Origin of the sequence: Comamonas thiooxydans, from assembly GCF_000964545.1 — a bacterium.
Classification (GTDB): Bacteria; Pseudomonadota; Gammaproteobacteria; order Burkholderiales; family Burkholderiaceae_C; genus Comamonas; species Comamonas thiooxydans.
In genome coordinates this window covers 156,915-179,880 of sequence record NZ_BBVD01000009.1, presented here as the reverse complement: position 1 = coordinate 179,880, position 22,966 = coordinate 156,915, and the positions used below count along the sequence as shown (strand labels likewise).

21 protein-coding genes are annotated in these 22,966 nt (G+C 62.6%); 8 read left to right on the top strand and 13 right to left on the bottom strand.

Annotation, left to right across the window (positions count from 1 at the left end):
• Window positions 1-50: 50 nt before the first annotated feature.
• From Cth01_RS16045 to Cth01_RS16025, 5 genes are all read right to left on the bottom strand, one after another.
• On the bottom strand, window positions 51-854 hold the full coding sequence (locus Cth01_RS16045) for an SRPBCC family protein (protein ID WP_045839727.1): 804 nt from the start codon (window positions 852-854) through the stop codon (window positions 51-53).
• Complete coding sequence (locus Cth01_RS16040) at window positions 844-1,323, bottom strand: (2Fe-2S)-binding protein (protein WP_045839726.1); 480 nt, start codon at window positions 1,321-1,323, stop codon at window positions 844-846. Before Cth01_RS16040 ends, Cth01_RS16045 begins: the two co-directional genes overlap by 11 nt.
• Window positions 1,320-2,201, bottom strand: coding sequence for an FAD binding domain-containing protein (locus tag Cth01_RS16035; RefSeq protein ID WP_045839725.1), 882 nt, complete (start codon window positions 2,199-2,201; stop codon window positions 1,320-1,322). Before Cth01_RS16035 ends, Cth01_RS16040 begins: the two co-directional genes overlap by 4 nt.
• Complete coding sequence (locus tag Cth01_RS16030; protein ID WP_045839724.1) at window positions 2,194-4,500, bottom strand: xanthine dehydrogenase family protein molybdopterin-binding subunit; 2,307 nt, start codon at window positions 4,498-4,500, stop codon at window positions 2,194-2,196. The genes Cth01_RS16035 and Cth01_RS16030 overlap by 8 nt, the downstream gene beginning before the upstream one ends.
• Before the next feature lie 116 nt (window positions 4,501-4,616).
• The gene (locus tag Cth01_RS16025; RefSeq protein ID WP_034356671.1) at window positions 4,617-5,600 is read right to left on the bottom strand and encodes a Bug family tripartite tricarboxylate transporter substrate binding protein; all 984 of its coding nucleotides are present in this window, start codon (window positions 5,598-5,600) and stop codon (window positions 4,617-4,619) included.
• Window positions 5,601-5,778: 178 nt separating this feature from the next.
• On the opposite strand from Cth01_RS16025, the gene Cth01_RS16020 reads away from it, so the two are divergent.
• Window positions 5,779-6,303: a MarR family winged helix-turn-helix transcriptional regulator gene (locus tag Cth01_RS16020; protein ID WP_003061480.1), complete on the top strand. Its 525-nt coding sequence runs from the start codon at window positions 5,779-5,781 to the stop codon at window positions 6,301-6,303.
• A gap of 481 nt (window positions 6,304-6,784) precedes the next feature.
• Here the strand turns inward: Cth01_RS16020 and Cth01_RS16015 are convergent, their stop codons facing one another.
• Window positions 6,785-7,957, bottom strand: coding sequence for an FAD-dependent monooxygenase (locus Cth01_RS16015; RefSeq protein WP_003061482.1), 1,173 nt, complete (start codon window positions 7,955-7,957; stop codon window positions 6,785-6,787).
• A gap of 143 nt (window positions 7,958-8,100) precedes the next feature.
• Here Cth01_RS16015 and Cth01_RS16010 point away from each other — a divergent pair, with 143 nt between their 5' ends.
• A complete protein-coding gene (locus Cth01_RS16010; protein WP_034356674.1) occupies window positions 8,101-9,072 on the top strand; it encodes an AraC family transcriptional regulator in 972 nt (323 codons plus the stop codon).
• A gap of 146 nt (window positions 9,073-9,218) precedes the next feature.
• On the opposite strand, the gene Cth01_RS16005 is transcribed toward Cth01_RS16010, so the two are convergent.
• From Cth01_RS16005 to Cth01_RS15985, 5 genes are all read right to left on the bottom strand, one after another.
• The gene (locus tag Cth01_RS16005) at window positions 9,219-11,444 is read right to left on the bottom strand and encodes a TonB-dependent siderophore receptor (protein ID WP_045839723.1); all 2,226 of its coding nucleotides are present in this window, start codon (window positions 11,442-11,444) and stop codon (window positions 9,219-9,221) included.
• 45 nt (window positions 11,445-11,489) lie between these two features.
• Window positions 11,490-12,206, bottom strand: a complete 717-nt coding sequence (locus Cth01_RS16000) for a DUF4198 domain-containing protein (protein WP_045839820.1) — start codon at window positions 12,204-12,206, stop codon at window positions 11,490-11,492.
• Window positions 12,207-12,546: 340 nt separating this feature from the next.
• On the bottom strand, window positions 12,547-12,906 hold the full coding sequence (locus Cth01_RS15995) for a DUF3325 domain-containing protein (protein WP_034381224.1): 360 nt from the start codon (window positions 12,904-12,906) through the stop codon (window positions 12,547-12,549).
• A 2-nt stretch (window positions 12,907-12,908) separates the two neighbouring features.
• Window positions 12,909-14,603: a PepSY-associated TM helix domain-containing protein gene (locus Cth01_RS15990; RefSeq protein WP_045839722.1), complete on the bottom strand. Its 1,695-nt coding sequence runs from the start codon at window positions 14,601-14,603 to the stop codon at window positions 12,909-12,911.
• On the bottom strand, window positions 14,600-14,908 hold the full coding sequence (locus Cth01_RS15985) for a DUF3649 domain-containing protein (protein ID WP_045839721.1): 309 nt from the start codon (window positions 14,906-14,908) through the stop codon (window positions 14,600-14,602). Before Cth01_RS15985 ends, Cth01_RS15990 begins: the two co-directional genes overlap by 4 nt.
• 905 nt (window positions 14,909-15,813) lie before the next feature.
• Here Cth01_RS15985 and Cth01_RS15980 point away from each other — a divergent pair.
• The gene (locus tag Cth01_RS15980) at window positions 15,814-16,794 is read left to right on the top strand and encodes an alpha/beta hydrolase (RefSeq protein ID WP_034381259.1); all 981 of its coding nucleotides are present in this window, start codon (window positions 15,814-15,816) and stop codon (window positions 16,792-16,794) included.
• Window positions 16,795-16,810: 16 nt separating this feature from the next.
• Window positions 16,811-17,668, top strand: a complete 858-nt coding sequence (locus tag Cth01_RS15975) for a GNAT family N-acetyltransferase (protein ID WP_034356690.1) — start codon at window positions 16,811-16,813, stop codon at window positions 17,666-17,668.
• Window positions 17,669-17,973: 305 nt separating this feature from the next.
• Here Cth01_RS15975 and Cth01_RS15970 read toward each other — a convergent pair whose 3' ends face one another.
• Together Cth01_RS15970 and ygfZ are read right to left on the bottom strand one after the other, a co-directional pair.
• Window positions 17,974-18,369, bottom strand: coding sequence for a GlcG/HbpS family heme-binding protein (locus Cth01_RS15970; RefSeq protein ID WP_233425188.1), 396 nt, complete (start codon window positions 18,367-18,369; stop codon window positions 17,974-17,976).
• A 268-nt stretch (window positions 18,370-18,637) separates the two neighbouring features.
• Window positions 18,638-19,594: a CAF17-like 4Fe-4S cluster assembly/insertion protein YgfZ gene (gene ygfZ, locus Cth01_RS15960; protein ID WP_034356692.1), complete on the bottom strand. Its 957-nt coding sequence runs from the start codon at window positions 19,592-19,594 to the stop codon at window positions 18,638-18,640.
• A 44-nt stretch (window positions 19,595-19,638) separates the two neighbouring features.
• Between ygfZ and mltG the strand changes: the two genes are divergently transcribed.
• The 4 genes from mltG (at window position 19,639) to Cth01_RS15940 (ending at window position 22,879) form a co-directional block, all read left to right on the top strand.
• Window positions 19,639-20,631: an endolytic transglycosylase MltG gene (gene mltG / locus Cth01_RS15955; protein WP_034356694.1), complete on the top strand. Its 993-nt coding sequence runs from the start codon at window positions 19,639-19,641 to the stop codon at window positions 20,629-20,631.
• Between the two features lie 89 nt (window positions 20,632-20,720).
• The gene (gene tmk, locus Cth01_RS15950; protein ID WP_045839720.1) at window positions 20,721-21,410 is read left to right on the top strand and encodes a dTMP kinase; all 690 of its coding nucleotides are present in this window, start codon (window positions 20,721-20,723) and stop codon (window positions 21,408-21,410) included.
• Window positions 21,407-22,432: a DNA polymerase III delta subunit-related protein gene (locus Cth01_RS15945; RefSeq protein WP_045839719.1), complete on the top strand. Its 1,026-nt coding sequence runs from the start codon at window positions 21,407-21,409 to the stop codon at window positions 22,430-22,432. Before tmk ends, Cth01_RS15945 begins: the two co-directional genes overlap by 4 nt.
• 123 nt (window positions 22,433-22,555) lie before the next feature.
• A complete protein-coding gene (locus Cth01_RS15940) occupies window positions 22,556-22,879 on the top strand; it encodes a PilZ domain-containing protein (protein WP_012837773.1) in 324 nt (107 codons plus the stop codon).
• The last annotated feature ends 87 nt before the right edge of the window (window positions 22,880-22,966 follow it).

Below are 22,966 nucleotides of genomic sequence, written 5' to 3'. Positions count from 1 at the left end.
TTGAGCTGTTGAGTCGTGAGCCTCCTTGCTGGTCGGAGCAAAAACAGTGCTTACTTGTGCAGAGACTGGAGCCATTCCCGGCATTCGGATGCAGCTGTGGCAGGCCACTCGACACAGATCGTCTTGTCCATCTGACGCACTTCTACGCGTATGACCTGGCCGCCGCGGCGTGCATTGCGGGCACCTCCGAAGATGCGGGCCCACCAGCCGGCTTCGCTGTATGTGTCCTGTGTCGAGGCTGTGATGGCTGCCTCCATCTGTCCCTGCGGTACTGCGCTAGAGGAGACGGTCGATGCGGCGACAGGTTTGATCTCAGGGCTCGCGACAGCTTGCTTGGCCAATGAAGGCATGGTGGGCGCTGTCGAGGGGCTGGCGGAGGAATGTGGTGCTGCATCAACGATCAAGCCACCAGCTTCGATGCGAGCAGCCAGATTGCTGCCAAACTCTTCCCAGAGACGGTCGGCCTTGGTTTTCATGACCGACAGGCCGAAGGCGCCCAGGCGGCCCAGCACGTCGACATTGACCTTGATCCGTAGATCAGTGCCGCCGTTGGCAGCAGGCGTCAGGAACACTTCGCTGGTCTGCTTGAGCGAACTGGCCACCGAGGCATCCTCGCCGGTGCCTTCCACGCGCATGTATTCCGGAGCCTTCTGCTCGACGATCTTGGTCTTGAGCTTGAACTTGGCGCTGATGAAGGAAATCTTCTGGTGCATCTCCGCCACGTATTCCGTGGGGCTAATGACATCGATGGACTTCATTCCGGGCACGGCGCCGGCCATGATCTGGGGATTGAGGAGCAGATCCCAGACCTGCTGGGGAGGGGCTGAAACGGTCAGGGTTTTTTCAATTTCCATGATGCATCTCCTGTGCTGCATGCAGCACGGATTCGACGATTTGGGTGTAGCCGGTGCAACGGCAGAGATTGCCGTTGAGGCCGTGGCGCACTTCCTCGCAGTTGGGCTGGGGCGTGTTCTTGAGCAGGTCGCAGGAGGCCATGATGAAACCCGGCGTGCAGTAGCCGCATTGCAGGCCGCCGCACTGTATGAAGTTCTTCTGCAGGGGGTGCAGCTGCTCGTTGGCGGCCAGCCCTTCGATGGTGGTGATGCTGCGCCCCTGAACCTGCACGGCCAGCATCAGACAGGATTTGATGACTTCACCGTCCAGCAGCACCGAGCAGGCGCCGCAGGTGCCGGTCTCGCAACCCCGCTTGGTGCCGGTCAGGTGCAGGTCGTCCCGCAGGAAATCCGATAGCAGTCGCCGTGATGCGACTTCGGCGCTGTGCGATTCGCCGTTGACCTGGCATTCGATGCGATGCGTGCTCATGCGGCAACTCCTTCATTGATATCAATTCCGAACAACGTGGCCACCGTGCGGCGGGTCACCGTGCGCACCATGGCGCGGCGAAACTCGCTGCTGCCCCGCAGGTCGGAGACCGGCTGGATGTCCTCGGCCACGATGCTTGCGACCTCTGAAGCGAGCTGCGCATTCACGGTCTTGCCGCGCAAGCAGTCTTCGGCACGGCGCAGCCTGGTGGGAATGGGCGTGGATGCCCCAATAGCCAGACGTGCCTGGTGACATATCTGCCCCTCTCTTTGCACGACCAGGGCCACGCTGACCAGGGGACGGTGCTCTGCTGCCGTGCGCAGAAAGCGCGTGTATTCCCCCTGGGTGCAGGGCGCCTGCAGCGGCACCCGGATTTCCAGCAGTAGCTCATCGCTCTCCATGGCCGTGGTGTAGTAGTCGACCAGGAACTCTTCCATCGACAGCACGCGTTCTCCGCGTGTGCTGCCCAGAACGACCGAGGCGTCGAGGGCCATCAGACAGCCGGGCGGGTCCGTGGATGGGTCGGCATAACAGAGATTGCCGCCTATCGTGCCCTGGTTGCGCACCTGCGGATTGGCCACCTGGGCGGCCATCCGGGCCAGCACCGGTGCATGCGCCTTCACGAGCTCGGAGCGAGCCACATCGATATGGCGGCTCATGGCCCCGATACGCAGACCTTGGTGCGGATCGAAATCGATGCCATGCAGCCGGGGCAGCCTTGCCACCGAGATCAGGTGCGTGGGCGCAAGCATGCGTTGGCGCATGGCCAGCATCAGCGCCGACCCGCCCGCGATGATGCGTGCATCGTCACCGTACTCGGCCAGCATCTGGCTGGCCTCCGCAACCGAGCGGGGCTCCGCAAAATCAAATTCACGCATGGCTTGCTCCTTGCTGCTGCTTGTCGCGCAATGCAGCCAGCACTTTTTCCGGGGTGATGGGCAGATCGGTGATGCGCACGCCAATCGCGTCATAGACGGCGTTGGCTATGGCTGGCGCGCCGGGCAGGATGGCTGTTTCGCTGGCACCCTTGGCGCCATAGGGGCCGTTGGGATCGTTGGATTCCACAAGGCCGCCGCGCAGCATGGGAACCGCATCGGCGGTGGCCATGTTGTAGTCCGCGAAATTGCCGTTCGCCAGGCGCCCGCCCTCGTAGTGCAACTGCTCATACAGCGTCCAGCCTATGGCCTGAACGGTGGCGCCATTGGTCTGGCCGTGAATCGCAGTGGGGTTGAGCGCCTTGCCGCAGTCGTCGGCGACATAGCTGTCGATGACGCTGACCTGGCCGGTCTCGATATCCACTTCGACTTCAACGGCCTGGGCGGCGTAGGAGTAGGCAGCGGCGATATTGCCGTAGAGCTTGTCGTCATGCATGACGGTCTTTGGGTCCCAGGTTCCGGCGACCTGGATACCACCTCCACCATGGCGCCAGATATGCTGGCGCGCCAGCTCGGCCACGGTGCTGCGGCGTTCAGGCTCCGCGCTCACATAGACGGCACCGCCTTTCAGCGTCAGCGCGTCGTGCGATGCACCCAGGCGCTCGGCAGCCAGGCTCAGCAACTCTTGCCGCGCCTTGCGCGCGGCGATGATGGCCGCGTTGCCGCCCGACATGGTGACGCGTGAAGCCAGAGTGCCCACGGCCACCGGTGCGACATCGGTGTCGGGCGCAAGCACATGAATATCGGCCAGAGGCAGGTCCAGTTCGTGGGCCACGATCTGGCTGAGCATGGTGCTCGCTCCCTGGCCCATATCGCATTCACCGCTGATGAGGAAAACTCGACCGTCCTCATTGATCTTGATGACCAGCGTCGATCCATCCCAGTTGCCTATGGTGCGATTGCCGCTCACATGCATGGCCGCTGCCATGCCCACGCCGCGGCGCTTGATGCCACTGGCCTTGACGCGTTGGCGTTTGCTTGCCCACCCTATGGCCTCGGTTGCCATGTCTATGCACTCCAGCAGTCCTGTGCTGCCGATATGCCAGCCGTGAATCGAGACATCACCGGCCTTGAGCGCGTTGAGCTTGTGCACCTGCACCGGGTCCAGGCCCAGTTTCTCCGCCATGGTGTGGATATGGCTGTTGAGCGCAAACTGCATCTGGGTTCCGCCAAAGCCCCGGAAGGCACCGCGTGGCGGATTGTTGGTGTAGTACAGCGTCGCTTCAGAACGCACATTGGGATTGCGGTGCATGTTGTCGCTGCGCATGGCACTGACGTGCATCACATCACCGGCAAGGCCTGCATATGCACCGCATTCGGCAATGATGCGAACCTGCTTGGCGACAATGCTGCCGTCCTTGAGCATGCCCAGCTTGAGGGTGATGCGCTCGGGCACGCTGGCACATGCGGCCTGGAAGTCCTCCAGGCGGTTGTTGACCAGCCGCACCGGACGTCGGGTATGCAGAGCCAGCAGGCCGGCAAGCAACTGGTTGTCGTCCTCCACGATCTTGCCGCCGAAGCCACCTCCGGTCGCGGCCTGAATCACGCGCACGTGGGAAATGGGCAGACCCAGGGTCATGGCCACCTGCATGCGCACCAGATTCACTGCCTGGGTCGAGGTATAGAGCACAAGCCGGCCATCGGGGTCCAGCGAGGCCACCGTGGCCATGGGCTCCATATAGCCGGGGTATTGAGAATGCGTGGTGTAGGTGGCTTCGTGAATCAGATCCGCGGCGGCAAAGCCTGCCTCCACGTCACCGCGCTCGAACTGGATATGCTGGGCCACATTGTTGCGCCCTGGATGGATGCCGAAGGCTTCCTCGTCCATGGCTTCCTCGGGCGTCAGAATGGCGGGCAGTTCTTCGTATTCCACCCGAATCAGATCCAGCGCGTCGCGTGCGATCTCTTCGGAAACAGCGGCCACGGCGGCCACCTCTTCGCCGCAATAACGCACCACGCCTTTGGCCAGGACGGCGCGCTCCTTGTGATGCGCCCCCCAAAGATTGGCGGGCGCATCCTCGCCGGTCAGAACCGCCTTGACGCCAGGCAGCGCGCGCGCCTCGGTGGTGTCTATGCGAGCGATGCGCGCATGCGGGTAAGGGCTGCGCAGAACCTTGCCATGCAGCATGCCGGCAAGTTTGAGATCTCCTGCGTAGATGGCCCGACCAAGCACTTTTGCCTTGGCCGTCACCTGTGGAGTGTCCATGCCCAGCGTGGATCGAGATGAAAGAGCAGATGTCATATCCGTACCTCGCAGCGGAAGGCCCGGGGTCGCTGCGGACCAGAGGCTCGTGCTACTTCAGTCATATAGAGGTCTGTTGGAATCGCCCAGGACTGCGCCTGAACGATTCATTGGTGTCACTCGGCCACGATGCCGAGTTCCTTGATGGCTTTGCCCATCACCATGTACTCGCGTTGATTGAGATCGCTGAGCACCTTGGGCGACCCGCCCGCAGGCAGGGCGCCGAAGACAGCCAGTTTTTCCACGACTTCGGGCTCACGCAAAATGGCATTGAGGTGCTCGTTGAGCAGATTGATTACCGCTGCCGGAGTTTTTTTCGGCGCGAAGAAGCCGTTCCAGGCGCTGACCACCACATCCTTGTAGCCCAGCTCGGTCAATGTCGGAACGGCAGGTGCCAGCGATGAGCGCTTGGTATCGCCGATGGCCAGCGCCACCAGCTTGCCGGAGTCCAGATACTGGCGCACAGGCCCGAAAGTGACCCAGGCAGTATCGACATGGCCGGCCACGACATCGGTTACCGACGGGCCGACGCCGCGGTATGGAACATGGGACAACTTGACGCCAGCGGCTTTGTTCAGCCATTCGCCGGCGATGTGCATGGGCGAGCCGGCGCCGGGGCTGGCATAGGAGACGGTGGCGCCACTCTTGGCCCTGGCAATCAGTTCGGGCAGGTTTTTGACACCGAGCTTGGGACTCGTGACCAGCACCAGGGGCTGGGTGGCGGTGTTGATGATGGCTTCGTAGCCGTTGAGTACGTCGTAGGCTGCAGCGCCCGACAGCTTCATGACCAGGGGGGCGGTGGTGAAGGGGTTGGGAGTGAACAGCAATGTGTAGCCATCGGAGCGTGCACGCCCCACCATGCCGTTGCCTATCGCCCCGCCGGCACCCGGGCGGTTGTCGATCAGCACGGTCTGCTTGAGCCTGTGGCTGAGCTTGTCGGCAAAGAGGCGGGCGATTGCATCGGTATCCCCGCCCGGCGGGTAGGACACGATCACCGTGATGGGCTTGCTCGGATAACTTTCTTCGGCAAGCACCGGCTGCGCAAGCAGCGTGCCGCAGGCAAGAGCGGTAAAGCAAAACTGGCGTCTATCAACTGACATGGTCGCCTCTCCTTGGGCCGTGGGTATAAATCTGGCGTGCGATCTCAAATGATTCATAAGTGAAACATTGAATCGCAAAAGAAACAATAAACGGAGTTATACGCTTATGGTTGATCGATCAAATTGCTGTTTTCACTATTGACATATGAATTTGTTAATTCAGATGGAACAATGGCGCATGAACAAGAAAACATGCGAAACGCCCTGGTCGCAGCTCAATGCGCAAGGCGACGGACTGACAGTGGACGACTTCATCACCACCTTGATGAGCCAGGTGGGAAATGCTCTGCGGCGCACGATTACCGTGCCCTATGCCGAGAAACACGATCTGACGGTCTCTGAGTGGCGCTTGCTGGCCTTGATTGCTCACTCGAAGCGGTTGGCCTTCTCGGATCTGGTCATTCAGTCCACCTCGGACAAGGCCTTGGTGAGCCGCGCTCTCAAGCGGCTGCAAGCCAAAGGCCTGGTGGATCTGCAGGGTGAAGGCAATACGCCGCGCAAGAAGATTTTTTGTCAGGTCACCGAACAGGGCGAGGCCCTGCATGCACAGGTCATGCCCTTGGCGCGTGCCAGCCAGGCTGCCGCCATTCGGGCATTGCCTGAAGATGAGCGCAATGCCATGTACAACGCGCTGATGCGCTTGCGTGCACATTGCGAGAAAGCAGGCGCTTTGTCCGGCGAGGATGAAGCAGGTCTGGAATAGTTCCTGTGTCCCTGTGTTGGACAACCGCCAGAATGCTGTTGCAACACATATAGACGCACGAATTTCCGCATGCTGCAGGCGGGGTCATCCGCACATTACATGTGCTTCGCCGGTTGATGCGTCATTTGAGAATGAGGGCCGGGGTCCGCAACTTCCAAAGCAGCGGCCGGAAGTCACAGGCCAGTACTTTCTCGCCTGGCTTCCGAGGCCGCTCGTCACCGTCCTCTGACATGTCTCGCAAGTCAGCAGCGCTTGGCGAGATCCGGATCCGCCATGGCAAGATGCGCTCCCGCAGATGCCTGTTTTCTTGCTCATGGGCAGAGGCAGGCTCATGCAATGGGCCAAGCAAGGCATGGGCGCCTGCCAGCCATGCACCGTGGCTTTTCGCCAGATGCCGACAGCGCCACGATGCCCGTTCAAGACCGCACCATCAACCCCCGAAGGCGCTGCGCAGGGCAACACTGCCGGGGTGTACTGTCGTTTAGGTAGAGCAGGCAACCGGCTCGGCCGTCAAAGCAACTTGCCACGCGTCATAGCCATAGACCCAGTCGGCATTGCCTCCGGCACGCAGCCAGTTATTGCCTCGCGAGCCTATCTGGATCTGGCTGGTGCGCTGCTTGCGCATGGCCTCGTAGTTCTGCAAGGCTTGCGCAACGCCTTCGGCATCCTGCACTGCATCAAGGTTGCGGGCCAGCACCACGGCATCTTCGATAGCCATGCCGGCGCCCTGGGCCATGAACGGCATCATGGGATGGCTGGCATCGCCGAGCAGCGACACTCGTCCCTGCGACCAGTGCGGCAGCGGGTCGCGTTCATACAAAGCCGTCTTGAGCACGCTGTCACACGCATCCAGCAAGGCTCGTGCATGTGGATGAAAGCCGGCATAAAAGCTGCGCAGTTCGGTCACGCTGCCCTCGGTGGTCCAGGATTCCTCATGCCAGGATTCCTGCGCCGTGGTGGCGAAGATAAAGGTGTCGCGGCCCTGATTGAGCGGAAAGGTCACGATCTGGCTGTCAGGAGTCGGTCCCCACCATTTGGTGAAGGCCCCGATATCGGGAACATGGCGCACACGCTCGGTGGGCACCACGGTGCGAAATGCCACCACTCCGGTAAAGCGTGGGCTCTCTGCGCCAAACAGGGATGTGCGCACCACCGAATGAATTCCGTCCGAGCCTATCAGCGCATCCAGTCCATCGACTCGCGCGCCGTCGGAAAATTCCACGGCAACACCGGCATCGGTTTGCACAATCCGGTTGACGCGTTTGGCGAACTTCACCTGCTCATGGGGAAAGGCGTCGGCCAGCGCAGCCAGCAGGTCGGCGCGATGGATGGTGAGTTGTGGCGCACCGTATTGACGCTCGGCCTCATTGCCCATGGTCAGGCGCGATGTTTCCTCGCCGTTGTCCCAGGTGCGGCTGATACGGTGCGTTGGGCGGGCTGCCGAAGCCCGTACGGCAGCCGCAATGGCATCGCCCAGTCCGTCTAGTGCGCGCACAGCATTGGGCGTCAGATTGATATCGGCGCCCACGCGCAGGTATTGCCGGCTCTGCTCGAACACCGTCACCTCGTGTCCGCTGCGGTGCAGCGCGTTGGCGGCGGCCAGGCCACCAATGCCGCCGCCCACAATGCCTATTTTCAATCGTGTCTTGGACATGTTTGCTCCTTGATATGGGTATGGTTTGCTCGTTCCGGGCTGCGCAGGCAGCCCGCATACGGTGCCAGCCAGTGTCGACAAGGCCGCCTGTCACGTGAAGCGCAAAGCATCCATAAAATGACACAAATCGTCCGGAATCCTCCATGAAACAAAGCAGCGACCATTTAAGCGACGTGCTGGCCATCTGCCGAGCCGAGCGCGCGGTGACGGCCAGCTTTTCATTGGGTGAGCCTTGGGCGCTGGCGTCCGAGGGAGTGCCGGGGACCATGATCCGCATCGCCCAGGGGCAGCCGTACTGGCTGCAAGTACAAGGCCAGTCACCGTTGCAGGTCTTGCCTGGCGATCTGGTGGTGTTGCCGCTGGGCAGTCCGCACGTAATTGCGTCGGACCTCGCGCTGGCACCGGTTCCGTTCGCACGCATGATCGAACGCTTTGCCCAGGGGCCGAAGGACGAGAATCCTCTGACGTTCGAGCATGGCGGAGGCGGGGCCCAGACCCGCATCGATTCGGTGCTGCTCTGGATATCGGCCTACTGCCGGCACTCCATATTGACTCTGCTGCCGCCGCTGCTGCACATACCTGCAGCGCAGGCCGCTCCACCGGCCATGCTGGGCAACATGCTGCAGACTCTGATAGAGGACTCGCTGGCGCGACGCGCCGGCTGGCGTTTGGCAGCCGCGCGCCTGGGTGAGTTGGTCCTGATCCACGTGCTCAGCAACCATTTCGCCGCACAGCAGCAGCGCGGTCAAGGCTGGGTGCGCGGCCTGGCCGATGTGCAGATTGCCAGGGCCATGGCCGCCATCCACGGCCGCCCCAGCCATGGCTGGACCTTGCAGGCCCTGGCCAGGGAGGCGGCCATGTCGCGCTCGCTCTTTGCCGAAAAATTCAAGGCGCTGGTTGGAGAATCGCCCATGGCCTATCTGCAGCAGCAGCGTATGGCCCATGCAGCCCAGCAACTGGAATCGGGTTTGCCGCTGGCCCAGATCGCCGAGGATTGCGGCTACGAGTCAGAGCGTGTTTTTGCCCGCGCCTTCAAGCGCTGGTGCGGTTTGCCACCGCGCGCCTATCAGCGCAGCGCCAAGGCGCTCAGAAACGAATTTGCTGCGCTGAAATGAGGTTCTCCAGCCGCTTGCGTGCAGCACTTCAATCAAACGCAGCCTGCCTTGCCAGCCGACCTCACAAACTGAAGAGAAGGTGTCTTTGACGCCTTCGCCTCGGATTTCATAGTGGCGGCTGGACATTGTTCGCATTGCCTGCCCGTTCAGTAACGATAGGTGGCAGTCAGCAGAAAGTTGCGGCGTTCGCCGTAGAAGCAGTCGCCGCGCGACAGGCATTGGGTGATCACCACCTTGTCGCCGATATTGTTGGCATGCAGGGCAAGGCGCCAGTCGCCGGCGTCATAGGCCACCATCGCTTCTGCCAGCAGGGATGAGGGCGTGTCGATGGCAGAGGTGCCGCTCCACTGTGGTCCGATATAGCGCAGACCGGCGCCGAGACTCCAGCCTCCGCGGCCCTGAGCGGTAAATCGATGCATCAGCCAACTGGAGGCCATATGGCGCGATACCGATGCCACGCGCTGCCCCTGGTCGCCAGCGTTGCTGCGGCTGATTTTTGCGTCGGTATAGGCGTAGGCCAGCGTCCAGTCCCAGTTTTTGGCCAGGCTTGCGATCAGCTCGGCTTCAAAGCCCTGGGTTTTGACCTCGCCCAGTTGCAGGCTGTTGAGCGGGTTGCCCGGATCATTGGTCTTGCGATTCTGTTCACGCAGGCCGTAAACCGCGGCATAGCCAGATATGCCTTTGCCCTCGGGAATCCATTTCACGCCGGCTTCCAACTGCTTGCCGCGCTGGGGCTTGAACGGCGTGCCGTAGAAGTCCACGCCGCCCAGTGGCTGGAAAGACTCGGTGTAGCTGACATACGGAGCCCAGCCGCCACCGGCCTGGTAGGTCATACCCAGGCGCTTGGTGGTGGCAGAGTCGTCGGCAGCCGCTGCCGGGCGACCTTCGGTCTCGGTTTTGGCCTTGTCGTGACGCAAGCCTACAGTTGCGGTCCAGGGGCCCCAACGCAACTGGTCCTGCAGATAGAAACCGAGCTGGCGCTGTGACACGTTGGGCGCACGTACCAGCCGGGAGGCCGAGGGAGGCGTGAACGTGCCATACACGGGGTTGTAGACATCCAGCGCCGTGCCTGGCCCGCGCCAGTTGGACTGGTTGCTGGTGTTGCGCTGCCAGTCCATGCCTGCAAGCAGCTGGTGCTGAACCTCACCGGTTTGCAGCAGCCCTTCGAGTTGCGTGTCGACCAGCAGCATGCGTCCGCCATTGATCTGCCATGCGGCATCGCGCTGTACGGTGCGGCCGTTGGCGTCAAACACCGGACGTGCCGGACGGCCCGTGGCTGCGTTGGCTGCAAAGCTGGTGTAGAGCGTGCGGTAGTCCACTTCGCTGATGGTGCGGCGCAGGTTCTGACGCAGTGTCCATTGAGGGCTCAGACGATGGCTGAACAGATAGCCAAAGGACTTGTTTTCGGAGTCGTACTTGTCCCAGCCCGGTTCGCTGATAAAGGTGTTTGTCGGAATCTGCCCATAGGGGCTGGGCAGGCGCGTGCCCTGCCAGGGAAAGAACTGGGTGATGGAGCCGCTCTTGTCCTTTTGGTACAGGGCTTGCAGCGTCAGCGAAGTATCGGTGCTGGGACGATAGGTCAGCGAAGGCGCAATCACCACGCGGTCGTCCTTGACATGATCGACCTGGGTGTTGCTGTCGCGGCCAACGGCCACCAGTCGGTAGAGCCACTTTCCTTCGTCGTCCATGGCGCCCGTCATGTCGCTGGCAATCTGTTTGCGGCCGTGGCTGCCCAGCTGTATCTGCACCTCACGCATGCGCTCGGCCTGGGGGCGTTTGCTGGTCAGGTTGAGCACACCGCCCACGCTGCCCTGGCCATAAAGCACGGAGGAGGGGCCGCGCAGGAATTCCACGCGCTCCAGCGTGTAGGGCTCGACCTTGATGTTGTTGTAGGTGCCGTAAGTGCGCAGCAACCCGTCCTGGTACTGACTGACATCGCCGCCGCGGGCCTTGAAAGAGTCCACGCGGTTGTCGAAAGCGATGGAATTGATGCCCGCCGTGTAGCGTGTGGTTTCGCGCAGTGTGGTCACGCCCTGGGCCTCGAACTGGTCGCGCGTGACCACGCTGATCGATTGCGGCGTTTCGATCAAGGGTGTATCTGTCTTGGTGGCCGAGATCGCACGCCGGGCGACAAAGCCGCTGACCGGACCTGTGGCAGTTTCGCCGGCCAGGCTGTCTTGCACGGTAACAGGGGCCAGCATGACTTCGGCACTGCCGTCTGCGCTGGGTGCGGGAAGCGAGGTCTGTGCCTGAGTGCCCAGGCTCAGGCAGGCCAGGGCGCTGAGCAAGGTCAGCGATGGTCGGCTGGGTACGCCGGGGAATGGGTGGTTCATGATGCTGCTGTCAAATGGATGGTCACGGACAATGACCATCAGGGTTGGTTGGAGCGGTTGCAGGAGTGAATGGGAGGCTCTGCGTCAGGGCTTGATGGCGGACGGCAGGGCGGGGGATGGCATGCCGTCCTTGACGCTGAAGCTCAACGTGGTCACATAGCTGGCTTCGCCATAGCGCTTGCCTTGCGCTTCGCCGCCTTGCTTGTCGCTGTGATGCACTTCGGCCACGTACAGGCCCTTCCAGGGCAAGGCAAAGTTGACCCGGCCCTGCTCGTCGCTTTGCGCCTCGCGCGACCAGCCCGAGGGGGCGACGATTTGCACCTTGGCCTTGGGCAGGGCCTGACCGTTGAAGCTCACCATGAATTGGCCCTGCTGGCCCGTGGGCACCAAATCCAGGGCCTGGGCATTGACGGCTACGGCCTGTGTCGGCGTTGCTACCCAGCGGGCCGCAGGTACCCACAGCAAAGCTGGTTCATTGCGCTTGCTGCGGTCAATCAAGGGATAGGAGGCGCTGGCAAAAAGGGTTTGGGCCTGGCTTGCCGCGTTGTAGCTGAAACCCGTGGCATTTCGCTGGCCGCTCAGTTGCAGCGTGCCGCTGGCTGTTTGCTGGGCCAGCGTGGGTGTGGCCAGAAATTTGTCCAATGCACCGGGCGAAGTCTCGCGCAGGTTGTCATTGAACTCGCCAAAAAACAACTGGGCCTGGCCGCCATCGTTCTCCAGCCAGACTTGATGAGCATGGGCTGTGCCCAGACTGGCAAGCAGCAGAGTGGCGAGAGCAATGGGATGATAAAAATTGCGCATGAAAATCTCCTTGGATGCTGGATAGGTGAATGAATTGCTCTGCACGAGTGAAGGTCTTCTGCCCGATATCCAGACTCAAGCACCGGTCTGGATTCCAAGAAAAGAGCGCCTGTTGATCTCTTGTATGGCCCTGTGCTCTTTCCTTGCACCTCTTGTTCAATCGATTGGTCACGGCCAGCCATGCAAGGGCCGAGGCGGCTGCTGCATCGCGATGCGCATGCAATGTCCTTGCCCGGTCATGATCGGGATTCCTGTTGCATCAATAGCTGCCTGGGTTCTCAGCCATTGATGCTCAGCGACTCTCTGATTCGTGGCCCCTGCGGGTTCTGGGTGCAGTCCGTCAAGGACCGAGGCGGTCGAAGGTAAAAACCAGTATTCCCAGTGCCAGTGCCATCAAGCCAAACAGAGGCAGGCGCTGCGCTTGCCAGGTCGCCATGCTGGTGGCGGCCAGAGCCGCCAGGCAAAGAGCGGCCGTCCACACGGTGGCCGACATGGCTGCGGTGGTTGCGCCCGGAAAGCCCAGAGCAATGCCCAGTGACAAGGCCAGCAGGATCCAGCCGGCTTGGAACAGGCGCTGGCGGCGCAGTACTGTGGCGGGAGCTTCACTATCGATATCCGGCCAAGCGTCTTCATGGTGTCGGTCCATGGCCAGGGCAAGAGCCGTCCAGGCGGCAAAGCACAACAGAAAGTCGAGCAGCATTGCTATGCCTCCTGCGCAGTGTTGTCGCCAGGGATCCCTTGGGAGCCGGGCTGGCGTCCCGGGGCTGTCGCAGCCTTGGCGGGGAGCGCATGTCTGACTGCAGGCTGGGATTTGCGTTGCAGCAGATGTCGGGTGAGGGCGGCAAGCATCAGCCCCATGGCCGCAAAACTCAGGTCCATGCCGGCCCAGCTCCAGTCCATGGCCGGCAGGCTGATGCCCAGATGAGTTGAAGTGGTCAAGGCATTGACCAAAGGCAATAGCAGGTATGCGGTGGCGGCCATGCCCAGCACCAGTGCCCATCCTTGGCGCGTGGGCCGGATCAGGCCCAGTAGCAAGGCCAGCGCCCAGGTGCCGAAGAAGCAGGACAGTTCGGCATCGGGGCGGCCTGGCATCTCCAATGGCAGCAGCCGGTTGGCCAGCAGATAGGCCGCGATCGCCAGCGGCAGACCGCCCATGAGGCCGATATTGAAACTTGCCACCAGCCGTTCGCCAAAGGGCAGGGGGGCGGCAGGTGTCTTGCGCAGGGCCTGGGCGCGGCGCTTGACCGACCACAGTATCAGGCCCGAGGCAATCATCAGCGACCCCATGACGCCAAAGCCAAACAGCACCCAGCGCATCCCGATGTCGGCGAAACGTCCCAGATGCAGGCCGTAGAGCACGCCATAGGTTTTGATGGCCGGGCTTTGCGGATCGACCTGGGTTTGCAGCTGGCCGGTGCGGCCATCGAAACGCAGCCGCGCTGGTCCGTATTGCAGCCTGTCGCCGTCGTGGCGGGTGATTTCCACCAGCGGGCCCTGGCTGTCGCTGCGCACGGTGATGCTGCCGACACGACCGCCCCGCCACAGCTGACTGGCCTGGCTCAGCATGGGGCCCAGATCCAGCATGGGCAGGGGTTCGGCCTGTGCGTTGCTGCCACGCCTGGCGCTGCGCGCACCGGGAACATCGCCCTGCAACTCGGAGAAATAGCTTTGCGAATCCGTTCCTTTTGCGCCAGGGTAGGCGGCGGCTATGCCGGCCGGCATATACATGGCGTGAAAAATCATCAGACCGCTGAACGTAATCATCAGATAGAACGGCAGCACCAGTACCCCCGAGACGTTGTGTGCGTCCAGCCAGGCGCGCTGTCCGCCCTTGCGCGGGCGAAAGGTGAAGAAGTCCTTGAAGATTCGGCGATGCGTGACCACGCCGGTCAGCAAGGCAATGAACATCATCAGCGTCGCCGCGCCCACCACCCAGCGGCCCTGGATCGTCCAGCGGCCCTTGTGAGCGGTGCGAAGCTCGAAATGGAAGCGGTAGAAAAATTCTCCGCCAGCGGTCTCTCGGGCCTGCAGTGCGGCCCCGGTTTGCGGGTGCAGCAGCAAAGTCTCGAAGCGGCTGTTGGGCTTGTCGCGCCACAGTACATTGACGGCCGGCGTACGTTCATCGGGCAGACGCATGATGAAGTTGCTGACGCCAGGCGCGTGCTCGTGCAGCGCCGCCTGGGCGCGTTGCGCAACGTCGCTGTCGGACGGTGGCAGGCCATGCAGCTCGGGTCGCATCCACAGATTGAATTCGTTCTTGAAGAAGCTCAGCGTGCCGGTGACGAAAATCGCAAACAGAAGCCAGCCGAGAATCAGGCCCGACCAGGTGTGCAGCCAGGACATGGCCTGGCGAAAACCTTCCTGTTCGGGTTGGTGCGTGGTTCGAGAGCCGCTCATGCCTGGACTCCCCACCACGATGTTCCGTAAATCACTGCCCCCAAGAACAGCGTCGGAAGAAGTACTCCGGCCCAGGCAAGCCAGGCTGTGCGCGCATAGAAAGTCCAGCCAATTGCCATGGCGTAGACGACCCAGGACAGCAGGGTGGCCGTCATCACCGCCTCCACGCGACTCATCAGCGAACTCAGCAGCAGACTCAGGGCAGCAGTACTGAATGCGGCCAGCGCATAGCCTCCAAGGACGGCAGCCAAACTGCGCGAGGCAATCGCAAGGCGGTAGCGAATAAGGGGCGATGTGGCTTTCATACCGCCTCCTGATGCGCTGGAGCTGGGCGGCAAGGATTGCCGCAGACAGGAGCTGCAACGACAAAGCGCGGGTGAATCACCCTTGATGAGGAAAAGCAGGTATACGGAGAGCTCAGCATGACAGACAACCAAACGATGCAGTCGATTCGCTGGCTGGCTTGCGTCAAGAAATCATGCTGGCGTGCGAAGAAATGTAAAGCCGAGTATAGATGTAATTGAGAATGATTGTTATTTATTTGTTATTCGGATTACAGGGCCTAAAAAGCGACATCTGAAGTTCTTCCCATCATTGGGCCAATGCCTGCCTGGCGGACGCCTGAAGGCCCTTCCTGGAGCGGTGGGCGACTCATCGCCGGGGCAGACCGGTATTCCCCTGAGCCCTACCTGGTGCGCAAGCTAGTTCTTCTTCTCTTCTGCACACGCTCTATTGCGACCACCACGGATGGCAGTTGAACTGGCTGAAGCGGGGAGTGCATTGTGTGCAGGATGCTTAGGATCTGGCACAGGACACCTTCATGCGTCTTCTCAGGCAGTACTCGCAGGAATTGCAGGAGCCGCGTGCTTTTTTGCCGCTGTGTTGGCGGGCGGAATGGGCAGCCGCGATGCACAGGCCCTGCATGGGCTCTCTGGCCGTTCTGGCCTCTTTGCTGTTGTGGTTCACCTCGACTCAGGTGAGCGACGATGTCGGCATGTCGGGCCTGCTCTACGGACTGATGGTCTGGATGCTCCTGCCGCAGGTCCTGCTTCACCGGGATCCCGCGGCTGCCGCCGTGCTGCTGCTTGTCATGGGCTGGCTCCCTGGAACGTCTGCGACGGTATCGATTACCAACAATTGTCGGCATTGGCCTGCAGACTTCGGAGTTGCAACGCACAATGCCATCCTGTGTTTTTTTACCGTCGTGATCATGTCCGATTCTTCTGCGGCTTTGCCAGCCAGTCTGACACCCTCCATGCGCGATGTGCTGCGCCGCATGGAGCGGGCCGCGCGCACTCCCATGCATCAGCTCGGTGCGGAAGCTGCCAAGGCGGCTTATGAAGCTGGCGCCGGCGTGCTTGAGATCCCCAAGCAGGCCTTGCCCCGTGTGGAGGACCTGCAGATTCCCTCACGCGACGGAGCGAATCTGCCGGCCCGCCTCTATGCTCCTGTGACCCGCGATGAAGCCCCCGCTGCGGGCTTGCCTGCGCTGCTGTATCTGCATGGTGGCGGCTTTACGGTAGGCAGCGTGGCCACGCATGACCAGCTTTGCCGCCAGCTCGCACACCTGGCGGGTTGCATGGTTGTGTCGCTGGACTACCGCCTGGCGCCGCAGTTCCAGTTCCCCGTTGCACATAACGATGCCTGGGATGCGCTGCAGTGGCTGACGACCCATGCGGCGAGCCTGGGGGCGGATGGCAGCCGCATGGCTGTCGGCGGCGACAGCGCCGGCGGTACGCTGGCGGCAGCCTGTGCCATCGAAGCGCGCAACACCGGCCTCAAGCTTGCCTTGCAGCTGCTGATCTATCCGGGAACCACGGCGCACCAGGATACCGACTCCCATCGCCGCTTTGCCCATGGACTGGTTCTTGAAGAAGCTTCCATCACCTGGTTTTTTGCGCAATATATCGCCAGACGCCAGGATCGCGAGGATTGGCGCTTCGCTCCTTTGCTGGCCCCCGATGTCGACGATGTCGCACCCGCCTGGATCGGCCTGGCCGAGTGCGATCCCCTTGTGGACGAGGGCGTGGAATATGCTGACAAGTTGCGCATGGCAGGCGTGTCTGTGGATCTGGAAATCTACAAGGGCGTGACCCATGAGTTCGTCAAGATGGGCCGCGTGATTGCCGAGGCGCGTCAGGCGCACCGTGACATGGCGCAGGCCTTGCGCGGCGCGTTTGGATTGAATTGAAACCAGAGTGAGAACCATGAATCGACAGGACTTTCGCAGCTTTACCCGTATCGAGGTGCGCTGGGCCGAAGTGGACGCGCAGAAGATCGTCTTCAATGCCCACTATCTGATGTATGCCGATGTGGCCATCACCAACTACTGGCGCCAGCTGGCCATTCCTTACGAGGCAGGCTTTGCATCGCTGGGCGGCGAGCTGTTTGTGAAAAAGGCCAGCACGGTCTATCACGGCTCGGCCACTTTGGGCGATGTGCTGGATGTCGGCATCCGCTGCGTTAAACAGGGCAATACCTCGCTGCAGTTCGAGGCAGGCATCTTCCGGGGCATGGAGCTGCTCAACACCGTGGAGCTGGTCTATGTGTTTGCCGACGCGGCGACTCAGACCCCCAGGCCCGTACCCCAGGCCATGCGGGATCTGCTCACGGCCTATGAAGCAGGGCAGGAGGTCGTCACGCTGCGCTCGGGCAGCTGGAACGATCTGGGGCGCGACGCCGAGCGCCTGCGCCTGGCCGTGTTTGTGCGCGAGCAGGGCGTGCCGCGCGAGATCGAGATCGACGAGCTCGACCCTGTGGCGCGTCATGTGGTCTTGTTCAACGGCTTGAACCAGCCCGTGGCCACGGGCCGGCTGGTCAGCGATGCGCCGGGCGTGGGGCGTATCGGCCGCATGGCCGTGGATCGCAGCGTGCGCGGCGGCCGCTGGGGGCGCATGGTGCTCGAGAGCCTGATGGATGCGGCGCGCGATCGCGGTGACAAGGAAATCGTGCTGCACGCGCAGCGCCATGCTGAAGCCTTCTATTTGCGCGCAGGCTTTACGCCGGTAGGCGAGCCTTATGAGGAGGCCGGCATTCCCCACATCACCATGTGCAAAGTACTTTGATACATTTTTTGATAGCTTGTAGCGCTTTATCTGTAGGCGTTCAAGCCCGATTTGATGCTTGATGCGAAGGAGCACCCATGGCAAGAATCATGACCGTCCTCTGTCTGATCGGGGTGGCGGCGGCTGCCTATGTGGCTTATCGCTACGGGGTCTTCTGAGTCCGTTCGGGCGAGGTCCGGGGCAGAGGTGACCGGGCGGCTGAAGGTGGGGGCCACCCGCTGGCGGGAGAGCTCTGCTGCCTGCTTCGCAGGCTTTGCCGCACGCAGGCTCGAAGCCTGTTCTTTCTAGCCTGCGTGCCGGCAGCTTTACTGCAGCTGATCCTTCAGCGCGGTGATGGCCTTATGAACGCAGGCTTCGTCGAGATAGCCGCCAGGCGCACCGGCCACGCCAATCGCACTAATCGCACCAATGGTTTCATTGCCGGTCTTCAGGGGCACGCCGCCACCTAGTACCAGGAAGCCAGGGATATTCGCCATGCCGGCCGCATCTGGATTGGACTGAATGGCCTTGGCGATGCCGCTGGTGGGGTTGCGCGACGAGGCAGAGGTGAAGGCCTTGGCGCGCGAGGCTTCAGCGGTGTGAGGACCTGCCCCACCGGCACGCACCATGGCCAGCAGCACGCCCGAGCGGTCCACCACCGAGGCGCTGACGTTGTAGCCGTCGGCGCTGCAGGCCGCCACGGTCTGCTGGGCCAGCTGCACGGCGCTGGTGCTGGCAATGCTGCGGGTGGAGGCGGTCGCTGCAGCTGCGCTGCGGGCTCCAGCAAAGTCTGGCCGTTGAGGCGTCGCAGCCCACTGCCGTCCGGCAGGACTTTGTCGTCCAGCAAGTGGGAGGAATCAATGCGAACGCAGAGTCAGCCTTCGGGGTCTGCTATCTTTTTGAGGAAAAGATAATGACCCAGGTGCAAGTAAAGTTTAGCGGTGGCCGGGCCCGCACTGCCAGGCCTGCGGCAGTGCGGGCCCGAGACGTTCAGATATCCGCCAGCAGCTCGTAGGGCAGGGGCAGGGGCTGCAGCGCAATGCCCTTGCCCGCATCGGCGCTCTGGCCTTCGGCCAGCGCAGCATGGGCAAACAGATCGTCGCGGCTGGAAGAGGCAATCTGCATCGAGACGATGGCATCCCAGCCGCCTTGCACAGCTGCTGCTGCCTGCACCACGGTGCCGGTTGCCTGCTCGAGGTCTTCGGCGCTGAAGACTTCCTGGCCGACGCTCAGAGCCTGCTCGGCATGAACCAGATAGGCGCGGCGCTTGAGCGTGCCGCGGAACTGGCTGCGAGCCACCACTTCCTGGCCGGGGTAGCAGCCCTTCTTGAAGTTGACGCCGCCCAGGGATTCGTAGTTCAGCATCTGGGGCACAAAGGCATCGACCACGGGAGCCGATAGCGTGGCCACGCCGCTCTGGACTTCGGACCATTGCCAGAGGTCTTCGCTCAGCAACTGCCCTTCGGGGGCCTGGCCCGCAGGGCCTACCCAAAGCGCACGCTGGTTGCCTGCAGCGGGGTAGAGCGCGATCACATGGGCATCGCCTTGCTGCTTGAGCGCCCAGGCCGCCGCATTCTTGCCGGCAAGCTGCTCGGCGGCCTGGCCGGCCAGGCCGTAGAGAGCAAAGTCGGCTGTTGCATCGCTGAGCTTGCACTGGGCGCGCAGCACAAACATGGACAGGCGCTTGAGCGTGGGGGCTAGCAGGCTGCGGTCACAGATCAGCACAATTTCATCAGCGCTGCGCCTGAAGCCGATAAAGCTGGCCAGCATGCGGCCCTTGGCCGTGCAAAAAGCCGCAAGGCGGGCCTGATCGAACTTGAGCAGCGCGAAATCGTTGCTCAACTGGCCATGGAGAAAGCTGGCTGCGTCGGCGCCAACGGCGCGGATGACACCAAGGTGGGAAATGGGGGTAATGCCGTTCAGGGGCAGCGTCTTGGGCTGGGTCATGGCTGAATTATGATCGTCGCTCTGTGTACTGATGGATCTAGCTTGTGCGTGCCCTTATTCGAGCACTGATATTTTTGCTGCTTCTGGCTGCCCTGGCGGCGGGAGGCGCCTGGTGGTGGCTGAACCAGCCGCTGCAGTTGTCCGAACCCAGTCTGGAGCTGGAGATAGAGCCCGGCACCACGCCACGTGGCGTGGCGCAAAACGTGGTCAAGGCCGGGGTGCAAACCGATGCGCGCCTGCTCTATGCGTGGTTTCGCTTCTCTGGCAAGGACCGCGCCATCAAGGCTGGCAACTACGAACTGAGCACGGGGCTCACGCCCTATGTGCTGCTGCAAAAGCTGGCGCGTGGCGAGGAAAGCCTGCGTGCGCTGACGCTTGTCGAAGGCTGGAACTGGCGTCAGGTGCGTGCGGCGCTGGCGCGTGAGGAATTCCTCAAGCAAGACAGCGCAGGGCTCAGCGACGAGGCCGTGATGACGGCACTGGAGCGCGCGGGCGTGCCGCCCGAAGGCCGCTTCTTCCCCGACACCTATACCTACGCCAAGGGCAGCTCGGACATGGCCGTGCTGCGCCGTGCGCTGCATGCCATGGATCGCCGTCTGGCTGATGCCTGGGCCATGCGGGCGGCCAATACCCCGCTCAAATCCGCCGATGAAGCCCTGATCCTGGCCAGCATCGTGGAAAAGGAAACCGGCCGCGCCGCAGACCGCGCACAGATTGCCGGCGTTTTCTCCAACCGCCTGCGCATAGGCATGCGCCTGCAGACCGATCCTTCGGTCATCTATGGCGTGGGGGCCAGCTTTGACGGCAATCTGCGCAAGCGTGATCTGCTGGAGGACACGCCCTGGAACACCTATACCCGTGCGGGCCTGCCCGTCACGCCGATCGCCATGCCCGGCAAGGCTGCGCTGATGGCGGCCGTGCAGCCCGATCAGACCAAGGCTCTGTACTTCGTGGCCAAGGGCGATGGCACCAGCCATTTCAGCGCCTCGCTGGACGAGCACAATAGGGCCGTCAACCGCTACCAACGCGGTCAATAAGCAATCCTTGAGGGCTGCAGGCCGTGGTCTGTGCCCTGTGTCGAATCAAACAACTGGTGCCGCCATGCGCCGCACTAGAGGAAATATCAGTGAGTACAGCTTTACCCAAGGGTCTGTTCATCAGTTTTGAGGGCATCGATGGCGCGGGCAAGTCCTCGCATATCGAGGCACTGGCCCAGGCTTTTCGCGATCAGGGCCGGGTGGTCACGCTCACGCGCGAGCCCGGCGGCACGCCACTGGCCGAAAAGCTGCGCGCCCTGATGCTGCATGACGCCATGGACCCGCTGACCGAGGCGCTGATTGCCTTCGCGGCCCGGCGCGACCATCTGGTGCAAGTCATCGAGCCAGCGCTGGCGCGTGGCGAGGTGGTCATCAGCGACCGCTTCACCGATGCCACTTTCGCCTACCAGGGCGCGGGCCGCGGCTTCAGCTGGGAGCAGTTGTCGGTTCTGGAGCGCATGGCTCAGACCGGTACTGCGCTGCAGGCAGGGCCGTCCCCGGACTTCATGCGCGAGCCCGACATGACGCTGTGGTTTGACCTGCCTGCCGAAGTGGCGGCCGAGCGACTGGCCACGGCCCGTGTTCCCGACCGCTTCGAAGCCCAGCCCGGCGAGTTCTTTGCTCGCGTGGCCCAAGGCTATGCGGAGCGAGCCCGGACTGCGCCTCAGCGCTTTGTGCGCATCGATGCCCATGCCAGCCGCCACGCCGTGTGGCAGCAGATCACCCAGGCCGTGGTGCGCAAGGGCTGGCTGGCCATCATGGTGGGCAGCAAGCCATGAGTGCCGTCGACGTTGAAGCGCCCTGGATCGCCGCGCAGCGTGGCCGCCTGCTGGCCCAGCGTGGCCATGCCTGGCTGCTGCAAGGGCCTTCGGGTCTGGGCCAGTACGCTCTGGGACTGTCGCTGGTGCGCGCCCGGCTTTGCGAGCAGCCGTCTGCGCAAGGCGCTTGCGGCCACTGCGCCAGCTGCCATGCCATTGAGGTGCGTGCCCATGCCGATCTGTGCGTGCTCATGCCCGAGGTGCAGATGATGGAGCTGGGCTGGCCGCTGCCGGAAAAAGCCCAGGCCGACATCGACGACAAAAAGCGCAAGCCCAGCAAGGAAATCCGCGTGGAAGCCATGCGCGATGCCGTGGAGTTCTGCCAGCGCACCAGCGCGCGCGGACGCGGCAAGGCCGTGCTGGTCTACCCGGCCGAGCAAATGAATGCGATTACCGCCAACGCCCTGCTCAAGACGCTGGAGGAGCCGCCTGGAGACACCCGCTTCGTGCTGGCCAGCGAGGCAGCGCACCAGCTGCTGCCCACCATTCGCAGCCGCTGCCTGACGCACACCATGACCTGGCCTGCGGCGGCCGAGGCCGCGCAGTGGCTGCAGGCGCAAGGTCTTAACGAGTCGGATGCCGCTGCGGTCTTGCAGGCTGCCGGCGGCCGACCCGGCGATGCGCTGCGCATGGCGGCGGACGCGGGCAAGGCCGCAGCCTGGGCGCAACTGCCAAGGCAGCTGGCCAAGGGAGATGTGGCTGCGCTGGCGGCTTTTGCTCCCGTGGATGCCGTGCAGGCGCTGCAGAAAATCTGCCATGACCTGATGGCCCTGGCCGGCGGCGGCGAGCCCCGGTATTTCTCGCCCGCCGATCTGCCGGGTAAGCCGCTGCCCATGGCGCTGCTGGCCGAATGGTCACGCGAGCTGGTGCAGGCGGCGCGCACGGCCGATCACCCCTTCAATGCCGGGTTGATGATGGAGGCCCTGGCCTCCAGGGCTCGGGCGGTGCTGATCTCGGGCAAAGCCGCCAGAGCCGTGCGCTAGGTCATGAGGCAAGGGTTTGGTCAAAATTTTTCCGGGTGTTAACCTCGCGAGTACAGCCGCCCGGCTGCCACAAGAATTCTGCTATCCACTATGAACGCAACTACCACCCCTCGTCCCAGCGTGATGCAGCTGGCGATCAAGGAGAAGGCGGCGCTGTATGCCGCCTATATTCCGTTGTTCGCCGAAGGGGGGATTTTTGTGCCCACGCAGCGTGACTACCGATTGGGCGATGATGTCTATGTGCTGCTGACCCTGCCCGACGATCCGCAGCGCTACCCGGTCGCGGGCCGTGTGGCCTGGGTGACACCCGAGCGTGCTTCCGGCAATCGCACCCAGGGCGTGGGCATCCAGTTTCCCAAGGATGCCAAGTCCGCCGAGCTCAAGGCCAAGATCGAGCAGATTCTGGGCACGGCCCTGAGCTCCGAGAAGCCGACCCAGACAATCTGATTTTTAACACTGGCGCGCTCCCACATCAGAGACGCCGAGCAAGAGCCGTCTCGCAGCGATGGCGTCGTCCCCTGGGGAAGCGGCGCA

Coding starts and splice junctions, on each gene's coding strand:
- Cth01_RS15940 (WP_012837773.1), top strand. CDS start 22,556: ATGCAGCTGGCGATCAAGGAGAAGGCGGCGCTGTATGCCGCCTATATT.
- Cth01_RS15985 (WP_045839721.1), bottom strand. CDS start 14,908: ATGAAAGCCACATCGCCCCTTATTCGCTACCGCCTTGCGATTGCCTCG.
- Cth01_RS15975 (WP_034356690.1), top strand. CDS start 16,811: ATGAATCGACAGGACTTTCGCAGCTTTACCCGTATCGAGGTGCGCTGG.
- Cth01_RS15980 (WP_034381259.1), top strand. CDS start 15,814: ATGTCCGATTCTTCTGCGGCTTTGCCAGCCAGTCTGACACCCTCCATG.
- Cth01_RS16040 (WP_045839726.1), bottom strand. CDS start 1,323: ATGAGCACGCATCGCATCGAATGCCAGGTCAACGGCGAATCGCACAGC.
- Cth01_RS16035 (WP_045839725.1), bottom strand. CDS start 2,201: ATGCGTGAATTTGATTTTGCGGAGCCCCGCTCGGTTGCGGAGGCCAGC.
- ygfZ (WP_034356692.1), bottom strand. CDS start 19,594: ATGACCCAGCCCAAGACGCTGCCCCTGAACGGCATTACCCCCATTTCC.
- Cth01_RS16010 (WP_034356674.1), top strand. CDS start 8,101: ATGAAACAAAGCAGCGACCATTTAAGCGACGTGCTGGCCATCTGCCGA.
- Cth01_RS15995 (WP_034381224.1), bottom strand. CDS start 12,906: ATGCTGCTCGACTTTCTGTTGTGCTTTGCCGCCTGGACGGCTCTTGCC.
- Cth01_RS16030 (WP_045839724.1), bottom strand. CDS start 4,500: ATGACATCTGCTCTTTCATCTCGATCCACGCTGGGCATGGACACTCCA.
- Cth01_RS16045 (WP_045839727.1), bottom strand. CDS start 854: ATGGAAATTGAAAAAACCCTGACCGTTTCAGCCCCTCCCCAGCAGGTC.
- Cth01_RS15990 (WP_045839722.1), bottom strand. CDS start 14,603: ATGAGCGGCTCTCGAACCACGCACCAACCCGAACAGGAAGGTTTTCGC.
- Cth01_RS16025 (WP_034356671.1), bottom strand. CDS start 5,600: ATGTCAGTTGATAGACGCCAGTTTTGCTTTACCGCTCTTGCCTGCGGC.
- Cth01_RS16000 (WP_045839820.1), bottom strand. CDS start 12,206: ATGCGCAATTTTTATCATCCCATTGCTCTCGCCACTCTGCTGCTTGCC.
- Cth01_RS16005 (WP_045839723.1), bottom strand. CDS start 11,444: ATGGTCATTGTCCGTGACCATCCATTTGACAGCAGCATCATGAACCAC.
- Cth01_RS15945 (WP_045839719.1), top strand. CDS start 21,407: ATGAGTGCCGTCGACGTTGAAGCGCCCTGGATCGCCGCGCAGCGTGGC.
- Cth01_RS16020 (WP_003061480.1), top strand. CDS start 5,779: ATGAACAAGAAAACATGCGAAACGCCCTGGTCGCAGCTCAATGCGCAA.
- Cth01_RS16015 (WP_003061482.1), bottom strand. CDS start 7,957: ATGTCCAAGACACGATTGAAAATAGGCATTGTGGGCGGCGGCATTGGT.